The 14,789-nt window shown below is 33.0% G+C and carries 15 protein-coding genes and 1 pseudogene; 12 read left to right on the top strand and 4 right to left on the bottom strand.

All coding sequences use genetic code 11. The annotated features are described in order from the left end of the window. Nucleotide 1: 1 nt before the first annotated feature. Together P7F85_RS11560 and P7F85_RS11555 are read left to right on the top strand one after the other, a co-directional pair. Complete coding sequence (locus P7F85_RS11560; protein ID WP_002466423.1) at nucleotides 2-2,575, top strand: DUF2309 domain-containing protein; 2,574 nt, start codon at nucleotides 2-4, stop codon at nucleotides 2,573-2,575. A 112-nt stretch (nucleotides 2,576-2,687) separates the two neighbouring features. Further along, a complete protein-coding gene (locus tag P7F85_RS11555) occupies nucleotides 2,688-3,059 on the top strand; it encodes a DUF2294 domain-containing protein (protein ID WP_002466421.1) in 372 nt (123 codons plus the stop codon). 52 nt (nucleotides 3,060-3,111) lie between these two features. Here P7F85_RS11555 and P7F85_RS11550 read toward each other — a convergent pair whose 3' ends face one another. Next, complete coding sequence (locus P7F85_RS11550) at nucleotides 3,112-3,357, bottom strand: hypothetical protein (RefSeq protein WP_015365379.1); 246 nt, start codon at nucleotides 3,355-3,357, stop codon at nucleotides 3,112-3,114. A 251-nt stretch (nucleotides 3,358-3,608) separates the two neighbouring features. On the opposite strand from P7F85_RS11550, the gene P7F85_RS11545 reads away from it, so the two are divergent. The 5 genes from P7F85_RS11545 (at nucleotide 3,609) to P7F85_RS11525 (ending at nucleotide 7,674) form a co-directional block, all read left to right on the top strand. Continuing rightward, nucleotides 3,609-4,316, top strand: coding sequence for a GNAT family N-acetyltransferase (locus P7F85_RS11545; RefSeq protein WP_002466444.1), 708 nt, complete (start codon nucleotides 3,609-3,611; stop codon nucleotides 4,314-4,316). Nucleotides 4,317-4,391: 75 nt separating this feature from the next. Further along, nucleotides 4,392-5,081 (top strand): phosphatase PAP2 family protein, encoded by a 690-nt coding sequence (locus P7F85_RS11540; protein ID WP_002466446.1) that lies wholly within the window; start codon nucleotides 4,392-4,394, stop codon nucleotides 5,079-5,081. 78 nt (nucleotides 5,082-5,159) lie between these two features. Beyond that, nucleotides 5,160-5,891, top strand: coding sequence for an alpha/beta hydrolase (locus P7F85_RS11535; protein WP_026088886.1), 732 nt, complete (start codon nucleotides 5,160-5,162; stop codon nucleotides 5,889-5,891). A gap of 27 nt (nucleotides 5,892-5,918) precedes the next feature. Next, entirely contained in the window at nucleotides 5,919-6,167 is a 249-nt protein-coding gene (locus tag P7F85_RS11530) for a hypothetical protein (protein WP_002451464.1), read from the top strand. Nucleotides 6,168-6,345: 178 nt separating this feature from the next. Next, nucleotides 6,346-7,674, top strand: a complete 1,329-nt coding sequence (locus tag P7F85_RS11525) for a sodium-dependent transporter (RefSeq protein ID WP_002466450.1) — start codon at nucleotides 6,346-6,348, stop codon at nucleotides 7,672-7,674. A gap of 76 nt (nucleotides 7,675-7,750) precedes the next feature. Here P7F85_RS11525 and P7F85_RS11520 read toward each other — a convergent pair whose 3' ends face one another. The 3 genes from P7F85_RS11520 to P7F85_RS11510 all read right to left on the bottom strand — a co-directional run bounded on the left by P7F85_RS11520 (nucleotide 7,751) and on the right by P7F85_RS11510 (nucleotide 10,098). Further along, on the bottom strand, nucleotides 7,751-8,368 hold the full coding sequence (locus tag P7F85_RS11520; protein ID WP_002466431.1) for a LysE/ArgO family amino acid transporter: 618 nt from the start codon (nucleotides 8,366-8,368) through the stop codon (nucleotides 7,751-7,753). 174 nt (nucleotides 8,369-8,542) lie between these two features. Further along, nucleotides 8,543-9,421, bottom strand: a complete 879-nt coding sequence (hchA, locus tag P7F85_RS11515) for a glyoxalase III HchA (protein WP_447158547.1) — start codon at nucleotides 9,419-9,421, stop codon at nucleotides 8,543-8,545. Between the two features lie 146 nt (nucleotides 9,422-9,567). Continuing rightward, nucleotides 9,568-10,098, bottom strand: coding sequence for a pentapeptide repeat-containing protein (locus P7F85_RS11510; protein ID WP_002466428.1), 531 nt, complete (start codon nucleotides 10,096-10,098; stop codon nucleotides 9,568-9,570). A gap of 266 nt (nucleotides 10,099-10,364) precedes the next feature. On the opposite strand from P7F85_RS11510, the gene P7F85_RS11505 reads away from it, so the two are divergent. The 5 genes and pseudogenes from P7F85_RS11505 to P7F85_RS11485 all read left to right on the top strand — a co-directional run bounded on the left by P7F85_RS11505 (nucleotide 10,365) and on the right by P7F85_RS11485 (nucleotide 14,735). After that, on the top strand, nucleotides 10,365-11,273 hold the full coding sequence (locus P7F85_RS11505) for a PLP-dependent cysteine synthase family protein (protein ID WP_002466437.1): 909 nt from the start codon (nucleotides 10,365-10,367) through the stop codon (nucleotides 11,271-11,273). Next, nucleotides 11,266-12,411 (top strand): bifunctional cystathionine gamma-lyase/homocysteine desulfhydrase, encoded by a 1,146-nt coding sequence (locus P7F85_RS11500; protein ID WP_046464479.1) that lies wholly within the window; start codon nucleotides 11,266-11,268, stop codon nucleotides 12,409-12,411. Before P7F85_RS11505 ends, P7F85_RS11500 begins: the two co-directional genes overlap by 8 nt. A gap of 161 nt (nucleotides 12,412-12,572) precedes the next feature. Then, nucleotides 12,573-13,037, top strand: coding sequence for a MarR family winged helix-turn-helix transcriptional regulator (locus tag P7F85_RS11495; protein WP_002466429.1), 465 nt, complete (start codon nucleotides 12,573-12,575; stop codon nucleotides 13,035-13,037). A gap of 19 nt (nucleotides 13,038-13,056) precedes the next feature. Continuing rightward, nucleotides 13,057-13,395, top strand: a pseudogene (locus tag P7F85_RS11490) (VOC family protein); the annotation flags it as partial. 272 nt (nucleotides 13,396-13,667) lie between these two features. Continuing rightward, a complete protein-coding gene (locus P7F85_RS11485) occupies nucleotides 13,668-14,735 on the top strand; it encodes a Leu/Phe/Val dehydrogenase (RefSeq protein WP_002466438.1) in 1,068 nt (355 codons plus the stop codon). The last annotated feature ends 54 nt before the right edge of the window (nucleotides 14,736-14,789 follow it).

Here is a 14,789-nt window from a genome sequence, read left to right as displayed (position 1 = left end):
TATGGTTAATTCACAACAACAGAATGATATAGAAATGATTGTCTCAGAAGCGAAACGTGTCATTACACCGTTATCTCCGATTTCAATTTTCGCCGCAAGAAATCCTTGGGAAGGTTTAGAAAATCAAACTTTTAATGAAGTGGCAACATGGTTGAAGGATATTAGAGATGTTGATATGTATCCTAATTACAATGCTATCGAAGATGCTAAAGCACATGGGGAAATAGATATAGATATTTTTGAATCTTTATTAAATGATGCGCTTCAAACGTCGGAAATCAACATTGAAACAGACCTTGAAAAACGCTATATCAAAAACATCCAATATATTAAGCGTGTGCCAGATCGCTTTTTAGGAAATCAAATACGCCATGATATTTTGAATTCATTACCTAATCAAATTAAAAAGAATAAGCCAACAAATTTACATAGACCTAAGAGTGCGGACCGTGTAAATCATCAAAATGAAATGTTAATTGATGAGGTAGATGTACATATCATCAAGTGGTCTAAATTGTACTTAGATCAATTTCAATCAAGTTGGACGATGCCTAAACGAGAAGAAGGCTTTTATACAGCATGGTTACATTTAGCACAACATGATCCTGCTTTAACTAAAGCAGCTAGACAATTGATTCGTCATTTGCCATCAAAGTCACATGAATTAATTAAGCATGTATTATCAAAGTTAGATATTTCTAAAAATCATTGGCAATCTTATATAGAAGGTCAGTTACTGGCTTTGCCTGGATGGGCAGGGATGATGTATTACAGAGCAGAAGAAAATGAATCAGAACGTCAATTGTTAACAGATTATGTAGCAATCAGATTAGCTACTGAATGGATATTATTAACCACTACCAAAGACCAATTTCAATTATCAGAGCTACATCATCATAAAGAAATTGAATTAGTGAGTGCGTTTATGTTTTATGCGGAATTATCGTTAGAAGAATGGATTGATTTGTCAGATGAATTAAAGTTGAGATATTTAAATTTTGCGCGTCAATTTCAGCGCCAATATTTTCAAAATTTATGGCTTAACGCTTGGGAAGAAACGCATGAACGTGACTTAGTCAATACAATTTATGAATCGCAATCTGAAAATGAGTCTCAAAAGATACAAGCACAGTTAGCATTTTGTATCGATGTCCGTTCTGAACCATTTCGTCGTCATCTTGAAGGTGAAGGACCATTTGAAACGATTGGTATTGCAGGATTCTTTGGTTTACCTATAAAAAAAGAAGTGATTGACGCACAATTTGAGCATGAATCATTACCAGTGATGGTGCCGCCAGCATATAAAATTCAAGAATATGCAGAACGACATCAACTAGAACGTTATCAGCAACAACAACATACGATCACTTCAATGTTTTATACATTTAAATTAATGAAACATAATGTATTGCCTAGTTTATTATTACCAGAATTAAGCGGTCCGTTCTTAAGTATAAATACGATTGCTAATACACTCATACCTACTCAAGCTAGGCAGTTTGTCCATCGATTTAAAAAGAAATGGCTTCAAAAACCTGAGACAAAATTATCAATTGCTCGTGAACATCATGTTTATTCGGAATTACCAATTGGATTAACAGAAGAAGAACAAATTCAATTTAGTAAGCAAGCATTACAATTAATGGATTTAACTAAAGATTTTGCACCGCTTGTTGTTTTAGGTGGACACGGTAGTGAATCGCATAATAATCCATATCATTCTTCTCTAGAATGTGGTGCTTGTGGTGGCGCGTCTAGCGGATTCAATGCTAAATTATTAGCGATATTATGTAATCAAACATCAGTCAAAACAGCACTTAAAGAAGACGGTATCATCATACCAGATGAAACTGTATTTGTAGCAGCCGAACATAAAACCTCTGTAGATGAATTAGAGTGGATTTATGTACCAGAATTAACGCAAAGTGCACAACAGGCATTTGATTTATTAGAATCGGTTATGCCTCAAGTGAGTTATAAGTCTAATTTAGAGCGTTTAGCACATTTACCTAACTTAGATAAAGTGCATAAAGATCCAGTTGCTGAAGCCTATCAATATGCAAGTGACTGGAGTGAAATCAGACCTGAATGGGGCTTAGCTAAAAACGCAGAATTCATTATTGGGAAACGTTCGATTACTGAAAACAGTAATTTAGAAGCACGTGCATTCTTGCATAATTATGATTGGACACAAGATGAAGATGGCCATATTCTAAATACAATTATTTCAGGACCAGCGCTTGTTGCACAATGGATTAACTTACAATATTACGCGTCTACTGTGGCACCTCATTTTTATGGCAGTGGTAATAAAAGAACACAATCTGTAACATCTGGACTTGGTGTCATGCAAGGTAACTCTAGTGATTTAATGTATGGTTTACCATGGCAATCAGTGATGGCACAAGATAATGAGATTTATCATTCCCCAGTACGCTTATTAGTGGTTATTCAAGCACCAGACACACATATTCAAAGATTACTTACTGAAAATCAGAAATTTGCACAAAAAGTAGACCATGGATGGGTGAGACTAGCAAGTATAGATGAACATAATAGTTGGAAAGATTGGTAAAATATAGGCGGTATGTAAAAAAGTAATTGTTGATTATAGAGATAATCATGTTATTTCCGAATCAAAGATAAGATGTTAAACTATAATTAATCAATGTTTAGGAGTCGTCTATATGAAAAAATCTAAAGGTGTATATGAAGCTGAAATCAGTAAAGCCATCACGCAATGGGAAAAAGATTTTTTAGGTAGAGGTTCATTATCGGTTAAGACAGATATATTAAGAGATATGGTCATTATCAATTTACAAGGTATATTAACACCTGCAGAATATCGTGTGTGTGAAACCAATGAAGGATTGTTGAATATCAAACGAACAAGATCTGAATTAGTGGAGTCAGGGCAAGATGATCTCAATGATCTTATATTTGAAATTACTGGTGTCAAAGTAAGTAGCTTTCATAGTGATTTGAGTACAGTTACTGGAGAGAGAGTAATTGTATTTAAATTAGAAGATAATTTTGAGAAGCTGATTAACCAAGGTTAAATTATATAGAGCAGTATGATCTTACGAGAATGAAAGAGGTCATACTGTTTTTTTATTTCAAATATATCAAGTACATAACGTAGACATACAGTCGATAAATAATACCTAATAAGTTTGGAATCATAATCATAGTGGCAATTAATTTGTCACCTTTGAAACCAATGATGCATAAAATGATTGGTATCATATAAAGAATAAATAGCCAATATAATAATGTTTCGAATGACGGATGGATAGGTAAGAAAAAGCGAAATAATGTAATTAATAATGCGAGATAAATCATAATTATTTTGCTCATAACGAATGCCTTCCCTACTATCAAGCACATAGAATTATTGTATGTAGTACAAGGTTTAATGTGTGATAGTCATATATTTGAAATTTATAATTATTTCAATTATACAATATTTTATATGCAAAAGGTATTAGAAATAAACAATACTATAGTATTTCATTTCATATTATATAATCGATTATTATAAAGCACGTAATAGAACGGAATCAGTTATAATACATTTTAAGATTTCAAAAATGAAGGGATGGTTGTTTATGAAAAAGAATATACATCATCAACCAATAGGTGAGTCAGTAACAGATTTTGAACCGCTAAATTTCCCAGATATTAAACAATTAGACGGACGGTATAGTTCATTAGTTAAATTAAGTGAATCACACATTAATGATTTGTTTAACGTATTATGCAATGAAGATAATGATGCAAATTGGACTTATTTGTTTAGCGAACCCATCCATGATTACGATGTTTTTGCAGATTATATTAAAGGTTTAATGTCTAATGTAAACTCGTATTACTTTGCAATTATTGATCATAACTGTCAAAAAGCATTAGGTTACTTATCACTAATGAATATCGATTCGATTAATGGCAAGATAGAGGTTGGAAATGTACATTATTCAAATCAATTAAAAAAGACGAAAGTCGCCACTGAAGTTCAATATTTATTAGCTAAATATGTGTTTGAACAATTAGGGTACCGTAGATATGAATGGAAATGTGACAGTTTAAACGAACCTTCTAGAAAGGCAGCATTGAGGTTAGGATTTATGTATGAAGGTATGTTTAGACAGGCGGTAATATATAAGGGACGTAATAGGGATACAACATGGTACTCAATGATTGATAAGGAGTGGCCGGTATTAAACGAACGTTTCGAACAGTGGTTAAGTCCGAATAATTTTGATGAAGACGGTCAACAACGTATTCGATTACAAGATATAAATAGGGCACGAGACTGAGCGAATTTCCTTTTATTTTCTATAAAATAGAAGAGAAGAATAATTTGAACTAGAGAAAGAGATAAAGGAGAAAGTATGAAAAATAGACGGACAACAACAGGTATGTTTACTATTCCTTTATTTATCATAAGTATTATGATATTTATTTTAATGACTGTCGGCGTTATACAAGATGTACCATTTTTAAAATTTGTAGATAGCCATTCATTAGATTGGTTTACTACTACATTTGGTACGCCACAACGACAATTTGAAGGAGACATGTTGAACTACTATATGACATTTTGTGCCACAATCGGAGATGTTAGTGGTGTTATTGTGATGTCAGTAATCATTACAATAGTATTATTATTTAAATATCCACGTTTAGCTATATGGTTCATTTGCACAATATTAAGTGGAACATTGATTAATATTTTGATTAAAATGACAATCGAACGAATGAGACCGTATAATCATTTACCTATTGATTCAGGGTTTTCATTTCCAAGTGGCCACTCTAATGCGAGTACATTATTTTTTGTGACTTTATTGATTGTGGTGATACCTTTAATCAAAAGAGCGGGTTTGAAAGCTATTTTGAGCGGTCTTGCATTAATATTATGGATAAGCGTTTTGATTTGTCGATTATATTTCCATGCGCATTATCTGTCAGATGTGGTTGGCGGCGTGACATTAGGTTTAACTTGGATAGCTTTATGGTTAATGGTTTACCCACTGTTTGAGCGAATCAAGTTTAAAAAGAACAAAGATGCGATACATTGATAATTTTAAAATGAGAATTGATATAAAGGCACGTTTCGTTGTCTATACGATAATTAAAACTAGGGGAGTTATTTTATGATGAATATTAAATCACCAAGTCCACTTTATTTAAAAGGGACAAGTCAACAAGCTATACTATTATTACATTCATTCACAGGTACTGTTAAAGACGTGAAGCACCTTGCTACAACGCTGCATGAACAAGGATTCACGTGTTATGTACCTAACTATCCTGGTCATGGATTACCGGTTACACAGTTTATTAAGTATGATGTTAACGATTGGTGGGCATGTGTGCAAGAAGCGTATCAGTTTTTAAAGGAAGAAGGGTACGAAGTCATTAATGCAGCCGGTGTATCGTTAGGTGGATTATTTACATTACGATTAGCTGAAAATGTTGAATTAAATCGTATCGTAGTGATGTCTGCACCTAGCGAGAAAACAGAAGCTGGTATTGCTTGGCGCTTAGAAAAATATGGCAAACGCATGAATCAGATAATGAGACTGTCTGAGGATGAGAGTGTTGAATCATTAGCCCAAATCAATCAATATCAAGATGAAATTAAAGTATTTCAAGGTGTTATTAATGATATTATGTCAAATTTACATGATATTAAATCGACTGCTAGAATTTTGTATGGTGGACAAGATGAAGCGGCTTATGAGGAAAGTGCGCACTATATTTTTAATCAAATTAGTAGCGATAATAAATCAATTCAAGATTTTCCACTAAATCAACATTTAATGACCCACGGTGAAGGAAGAGATGCATTAGAACAAGATATCGTTGAGTTTTTCACTCAAAAATAAATACTAGCAATAAGGTGGTGTTCAACTGTGACGAGAACATTTTTATTAACCTATATTACGATTTCGGGCCACAGATATACAGAATTTAAGACTTTTGATAAGGGCATCGATAAGGACAAATGTGTTAGAAGAATTATAGATGAGTTTGATGAATTACCTTATCTTTATCTAGAAAAAGGTGATTCAATACATTATATTAATGTCGATCATATTGAAAGTTTAGAAATTGAAGAAGTAAATGATGGCCAAACGATTACTTATAGTAGCGAAGATTAAAATATAAAGAATAGTCATAACTGATGCTAATCAATGTATTAAATGAAAGGCAACGTTATGAACTATTCTTTTTTTATTATTCTGACAATTTGCATGAATATTGCACTTATCACTAACTAGTGATAAAGTGTTACTTAAGTACATAAACGCTTTAACGCATTAAAGGAAGTGAGTGAATATGAGTAAGCAATCAGAATGGAAAACCTCTACTGGGTTTATATTAGCAAGTGCCGGTTCCGCAATTGGATTAGGGGCAATGTGGAAATTTCCTTATATGGCTGGTATATATGGTGGTGGCGCCTTTTTATTAATGTTTTTAATTTTTACTATTTTTGTAGGACTACCATTATTAATTATGGAATTTACAGTAGGGAAAATGGGGAGAACGTATACAACTCAAATTTATAGTAAACTCACAGGTAAAAAATGGCTCAATGTGATTGGGTGGAACGGGAATTTAGCAGTTTTTATATTATTTGGTTTCTATAGTGTCATTGGCGGATGGATTATTATTTACATGGGGAATGTCATTTGGCAAATATTAAGTTTGAATACTTCTCATCTGACACAACTCAATTTTGAAGCAATGATAAGTAATCCATGGCTTACTGTTTTAGGACAGGGTATTTTTATTTTCTTAACGATGATCATTGTTATGTTAGGTGTAGAAAAGGGTTTGGAAAAAGCATCCAAAATCATGATGCCACTGTTATTTATCTTTTTAATTATTGTAGTGGTGAAATCATTAACTTTAGACGGTTCGATAGAAGGTGTACGATACCTGTTACAACCTAGAGTGGAAGATATTTCTATGGAAGGTATCTTGTTTGCGTTAGGACAATCATTCTTTACATTATCTCTAGGAACAACTGGAATGATTACTTACGCAAGTTATGCACCAAAGACAATGACCATTAAATCATCAGCGATTTCCATTGTATTGATGAATATTTTAGTTTCAGTTTTAGCGGGATTAGCTATTTTTCCTGCATTGAAAACATTTGGTTATCAACCACAAGAAGGTCCAGGACTATTATTCAAAGTACTACCGCTTGTATTTGATAAAATGCACTTTGGTATTGCCTTTTATCTAATCTTTTTAATTTTATTCTTGTTTGCAGCGTTGACATCATCCATTTCATTGTTGGAATTAAACGTTTCTAATTTTACAAAAAATGATAATACAAAACGTCAACCAGTCGCATTGATTGCAAGTATACTTGTCTTTTTAATTAGCATTCCAGCTACACTATCATTTGGAAGTTTGAGTGGCGTTAAATTTGGCGCAGGAACAATATTCGATAATATGGATTTTGTTGTTTCGAATATATTAATGCCTCTAGGTGCACTTGGCACAACATTAGTTGTAGGGCAATTATTAGATAAAAAGTTACTACAAGAAAACTTTGGAAGAGACAAATTCAAATTATTTTTACCATGGTATTATTTAATTAAATTTGTAATGCCAGTAGTGATTATTTTAGTGTTTATTGTTCAATTATTTTAATCATTTACAATGATTCTAATGTAATTAAATGAAGCAGGGCTTATTGAAATTTAAATTTCGATAAGCCCTGTTTATATTAATTGGCCAAAATGTGCCAGATATTTTTGATAATAATACAACTTACGATGAGTACGATAACACTTGAAACTTTATTTAGAATAATAATATATTTACCTGTTTTATCGACTGAACCTAACATTTTACCGAGAATCGCTAATAAGATAAACCAAATCCAAGAGACTAAAATAGTAGCGCCAGCAAATAATATCTTTTCTGTGCCATGATACATAGAAGCACTTGTTCCAATGACACCAATTGTATCCATTATCGCATGAGGATTAAGTAATGATACGGATAACGCGAAGCCGATTTGTTTTTTGGGGCTCATGGGTTCCATATGTTCTAAATGACTAGGTTTTTCATTCCATAATGACCATGCCATATATAATAGAAAGGCGAGACCAATGATATAAATGACTAACTGTAAAATAGGTAGAGACATTAAGATTAAGGACACGCCTAAAATAGCTAACACAATTAAAGTAGTATCACATAAGCCAGCTGTGACAATCACTGGTAATGCTTTAGTTAATTTCTTTTGATTTGCACCTTGGTTAAATACAAATACATTTTGAGCACCTAAAGGTAGAATCAGACCTAGTGCTAATAAGAAACCGTGAATGATCGGTTGCATAAAAAATACCTCTCTCACTTTTGACTTGAAGTTATGTAAAAGAACAAATGTCAGAATATTTAAAAATATTATACAAAAACAATATATAAATTTCAACATTGAATGGTTTAGTCATAAAAAAGCCCTAGGTACATCATTACGAATGTATCTAGGGCATGAAAATAAATTAATTACTTATGATTGTTGGACGGCTTCTAGTAATGCATCCGCTGCAAGAAGTCCAAGTTTATTAGAAGCAAGTGGGCTATCACCAGTTAATAATTTACGATCTTGGTGAGTTTGGCCACTCATTTCTTTATTTACAACATTAAGTCCTTGTTTAGTCAATAAGTCAGCGACTAACCATTTGAGTTTGCCAGGTAAATAACCGATATCGATATTTGCACCTTCATCTAATGCATCTGGGAAGACACATACAGAATACCCTTCAAATGGAGATTTATCTCTATTTAATCCAGCAGATAATAATGCTGCAGGGCCGTGACATAATGTGATAACAAATTTATCATAATCTAATGCCCAATCTAAAGCTTGTTGAACATCTTCACTTTCAGAAATACCAACAACAGCAGCATGTCCACCAGGGATGAAGAGTGAAATATAATCAGAATCAGGACCAAGTTCATTTTTGATAACTTCAGATAATACTTTAGGTTGTTTTAACTTTTCTTTTAGCTTGTTATATGTTTCTTGTACAGCTTCATCTTCCGTAGGCATTGCCCAGTGCTCTAGTTTGACAGGGTAACCAGTTAATGTAGCAACATCTACATCGAAGCCTGCTTCCATTAAATGATGTAACGGTAATAGCATTTCAACTGGATGATTTCCTGTTGAGAACATTTTACCGTTCTCTAATAATACATAACGTTCTTCAGCGGCAATCATTAATACTTTCCATTTGCCACCAGTATAAGCATTTTTATGATTAACACCATTAAAGTCTGTTTTAGGCGCAGTATATTGACTTAATGAATATGGGGAAGGGAAAAATGCATTATCCTCCGCTTTGTCAGGGGTTGGTGCTTTACTTAATTGACTAGAATCTTGAGTCATTTATATTCCTTCTTTCCTAAGTTTGTATGCTTATATCCATGAAAATAGCTTCTTAAACATTCAATAACGCATTAATCATACTGAATCATCAATAAAAAAGTGTACTTAGACATCATAGTTGAGTCAAAGTACACAGTTATAATGATTTATTGAATATTTTCGAAAACAACATTTTGTTTTTTTAATTCTTCTTCAATGTTTTTAGGCAGGCTACAATTTTTAAATGTTACATGATCAAAGACACAATGTTTTAATTTGATATTTTCAAATGTTGAATTGCTAATTTCTGTCTTTTTAAAAACAACATTTTTAAATACAGTGTCTGTGATTTTAACTTCACTAAAAGTATTTCCATCGAATACAACATCTTGGAATGTCGTATTATTGATCGTCGTTTCATCAAAAGTTGTATTTTCAAAAGAAATTTTTTTGAAGAGGTTTTTATAAAAATTCACTTGTTCAAAAATACAATCATTCATACTGCTATTAACCACTTTACTATTAGAAATAGCATTAATATTTTTGAAAATACCTTCATCAAAATTACAATTTTTAAAACGACCTTTATTAACTTCTAATTCATCGTACATAGAATTTCTAAAATTAGTTGCTGTATGGTTTAAGTTTTTATAGTTTTCTTTAGTAAATACAGATAATGATAAGTCTTTGTTTGACATCTTATTGCGAACTCCTTTACTTGTATTATCCATGAAAATGTATGAACGGTATTACCATTATCATAACAGAATAAAGTCGATGGAACATTTGATTGAATTTGAAAATAGTGATGTAAAAAATATAAATATTTATAAACTATGAAATTGCAAATTTGAGCACAATCCTTTATAATTCATACCTGTTAAATAAGAATTAATGACTACATTTGAGAAAGAAGGGAATGTTCAATTATCGAATGAATTAAGGATAATTGAATATATAAAATATGATTGCATATGACTTAATAGGAGAGACACCTCTCGTGTTGTTAGAAAGCTTTAGTGATGAAAATGTAAAAATTTATGCTAAACTCGAACAATTCAATCCAGGTGGAAGTGTCAAAGATCGACTTGGCAAGTATTTAGTTGAACAAGCAATTGAAGAGGGGCGTCTACATCGTGGTGATACTATTGTAGAAGCTACAGCTGGTAATACAGGGATTGGTTTCGCAATAGCTGCCAATCGTTACCAACTTAATTGCGTGATATTTGCACCAGAAGGCTTTTCCGAAGAAAAAATATCAATTATGCGTGCGTTAGGTGCTGATGTTAAAAGAACTGTAAAAGCTGAAGGTATGATAGGTGCACAACAAGTTGCTCGACAATATGCTAAAGACACACAATCAATTTATATGAATCAATTTGAAACAGCACATAATCCAGATGCCTATACTAATACATTAGGTAAAGAGTTAACAGATGAATTGAATCATATTGATTACTTTGTTGCTGGTGCTGGTTCAGGTGGTACATTTACAGGCGTTGCGAGACACTTACAGCCATTGGGTGTTAAAAATTATATCGTCGAACCGGAGGGATCGATATTAAATGGTGGTCCAAGTCATGCGCATGCCACAGAAGGTATTGGTTCTGAAAAATGGCCAGATTTTCTAGAGAAATCATTAGTAGAAGGCATTTTTACAATTAGTGATCAACATGCCTTTGACAATGTAAAAGCCATCGCGAAACAAGAGGGGTTATTAGTAGGTAGCTCATCCGGTGCTGCACTACAAGGTGCACTTGAATTAAAAAACCAAATAAATAAGGGTATTATCGTGACGATATTCCCAGATGGTAGCGACCGATACATGTCAAAACAAATATTTAATTATAAGGAGAATGAGAATAATGAATAAAAAAACACAAATGATACATGGTGGACATACAACAGATGATTATACAGGTGCTGTAACCACTCCAATTTACCAAACAAGTACTTATTTACAAGACGATATCGGAGATTTACGCCAAGGATATGAGTATTCACGTACTGCAAATCCAACACGTGCATCTTTAGAAGGTGTTATTGCAGACTTAGAACATGGTAAACATGGTTTCGCATTTGGTTCAGGCATGGCAGCTATTAGTGCAGTGATTATGTTATTAGATAAAGGAGACCACCTTATTTTAAATTCAGATGTATATGGTGGTACGTACCGCGCTTTAACAAAAGTATTTACACGCTTCGGATTAGACGTAGATTTTGTAGATACAACTAATATTGAAAATGTTGAGAAATATATTAAACCAGAAACAAAAATGTTATATATCGAAACGCCTTCTAATCCATTATTACGTGTGACAGATATTAAAGGTGCTGTAGCGATTGCTAAAAAGCATAACCTTATTTCTGTAGTAGATAATACATTTATGACACCTTATTATCAAAATCCATTAGATTTTGGTATTGATATAGTTTTACATTCTGCTACTAAATATATTGGTGGACATAGTGATGTAGTTGCGGGATTAGTAGTGACTGCAGATGATGAATTAGGAGAACGTATAGGCTTTATCTCTAATTCTACAGGTGGTGTGCTTGGACCACAAGATAGCTATTTATTAGTAAGAGGCATCAAGACGTTAGGCTTACGTATGGAACAAATTAATCGAAATGTAGAAGCAGTGATTGATATGTTACAGTCTCACGATAGCGTACAAAAAGTATTCCATCCAAGTATTAAAAGTCACTTAAACTATGATATTCATGCTGCACAAGCAGATGGACATACAGGCGTTATTGCATTTGAAGTGAAAGACACAGAGGCTGCTAAACAAGTGATTCATGCTACGCAATACTTTACGCTAGCTGAAAGTTTAGGGGCAGTAGAAAGTTTAATCTCAGTTCCTGCATTAATGACACATGCATCTATTCCAGCAGATGTACGCGCTAAAGAAGGTATCACAGATGGATTAATCCGTTTATCAATTGGTATTGAAGATACAGATGATTTAGTCAATGATTTAAAACAAGCACTTGATACATTAAACTAATGCTATCACTATTTTTTAAGGTCTAGGGAGTTGTCCCTAGACCTTTTTTATGAACAACTACATTGATAAAGATAATTATCTTTCATTAGGATGTGAATTGTGTTAAAGTAGTTAGACAATCAAATATCTTGATTATCAAGATAAATTGAGGTGGTTTTAAAATGAATGATGATAACATTCAAAATGATGTTAGCCATGAGGACATTGTAACTTCATTTAGAGATTTAGGACGGCGAGTTGTTTTATACCAACATAAAATTGCCGAACAATTAGATGTGTATAACCATGATTGGACTACGATTGATATGTTAAGTGAGACGGGGCCAATCACTGCTGGTGAATTAGGTAGAAGAGTTGGACTTACAACGGGAAGTGTTACAGCACTGGTCGATCGATTAGAAAGTGCAGGCTATGTTAAACGTGAGCGTCATCCTAAAGATCGTCGAAGTATTATGATTGTTCCACAATATGAAGATAAATCAGAAGTACAACATGCTTATGAAACATTGAATCAACATATGATTGAAATGACAAATCAATATACGGCAGAACAAATGGAAACCATTCAGTCGTTTCTAAAAGCAACAACAGCTATTTTAGATAATGAAATTGAAAGTAAGAAATAAAGAAAAAGAAGGTCTTATTATGAAAATTAATCATATTAATATAACGGTCAATGACGTAAAAACAACGCGAGCATTTTTTGAAAAGTATTTTGATTTAGTTTGTATTGGTAGCGCTGGCAATATGTTTGCAGCTATGAATGACGAAGATGGATTTCTATTCAATTTAATAGAAGGGGAAAATATTAACTACCCAGATACATTCCATATTGGTTTCCCGCAAGAAAGTAAAGAAGAAGTGGATCGTATACACCAAATTTTAAAAAATGACGGGTATGAAGTATGGGATCCTGAAATGGCACATGCAACATATACTTTTTACTTTAAGGCACCAGGTAATTTTACAGTAGAAGTTTATTGTGAAGTACAAGAAAAGACAGAAACATATGTACACTCATATTTCGAAGACTACAATAAATAGAATGTAAAATATTGGCATTTTGAAGATATAAAATATAGATAGTAACTGAGACATGGTGAATTGTCTCAGTTTTTTTATGTAAAAATATAGACGGAAAATTTTCTTATAATTCATAATTTAGCTAATATTGTGCGTGTTTCAAATCGAGATTATTCCTATATTGTCAGGGTATGCGAATTATGTAGATGAATTTTAAGAGAGGAGTTATGTTAATGATTTTTGAAACTATGGAACAAGAAGATTATGAACAAATGGTATTTTGCCAAGATCAATCAACAGGTTTAAAGGCAATTATTTGTATTCATGATACAACGCTTGGACCAGCATTAGGTGGTTGTCGTGTGCGAAATGATTATGCATCAGAAGAAGAAGCAATTGAGGATGCGATGAATTTAGCACGTGGAATGACATATAAAAATGCTGCAGCTGGCTTAGACCTTGGTGGAGGTAAGACAGTAGTGCTGGGCTCACCTAATAAAGAAGATGAAGAAGCATTCTATAGAGCATTAGGACGTTATGTTCATACATTAAATGGACGTTATTATACAGCTGAAGATGTAGGTACATCAGAACATGAAATGAACCTTATCCACAAAGAAACGCCTTATGTTTGTGGTACAAGTAAGTCATTTGGTTCAGCAGGTAATCCAAGTCCTATGACAGCCTATGGTATATATATTGCTATGAAGCGTACGGCTTTAGAACAATTTAATGGTGAATCTCTTGAAGGTAAGACCGTAGCAGTTCAAGGTGTGGGGCATGTATCATATGAACTTTGTCGACTATTACATGAAGATGGTGTTAAGTTGATTGTTACGGATATTAATAAAGATAATGCACAACGTGCAGTAGATGAGTTTAACGCGACATTTGTCGAACCAGATGACATCTTTTCAGTAGAAGCGGATATTTTCGCGCCATGTGCACTCGGTGGTATATTAAATGACGATACAATTCCTCAATTAAAAGTCAAAGCGATTTGTGGTTCAGCAAACAACCAATTAAAAGATGAAAACAGACATAGTCAAATGCTAGAAGAAAAAGGTATATTATATGCACCAGATTATATTGTGAATAGCGGTGGCGTAATCAACACTGCGGATGAGTTGAATGGATATAATGAAACGCGTGCTAAGGAAAGTATTGAAGATATAGATAAAATTGTGAAACATATCTTTGATATCGCCAAAGAACAACATAAAACCCCATTAGAAGCGTCACAACATTTTGCAGAAACTCGATTGAAACAAATGTCACATATTCAAGATATTAGAAAATAAAATGACTGAAAATATTAATACAGAAACCCAGGATTAATGTCCTGGGTTTTTTAA

The sequence above is a fragment of the Staphylococcus sp. aM genome (assembly GCF_052975125.1).
Note: the sequence above shows the minus strand (reverse complement) of the source record. Positions and strands in the feature narration are given on the sequence as shown.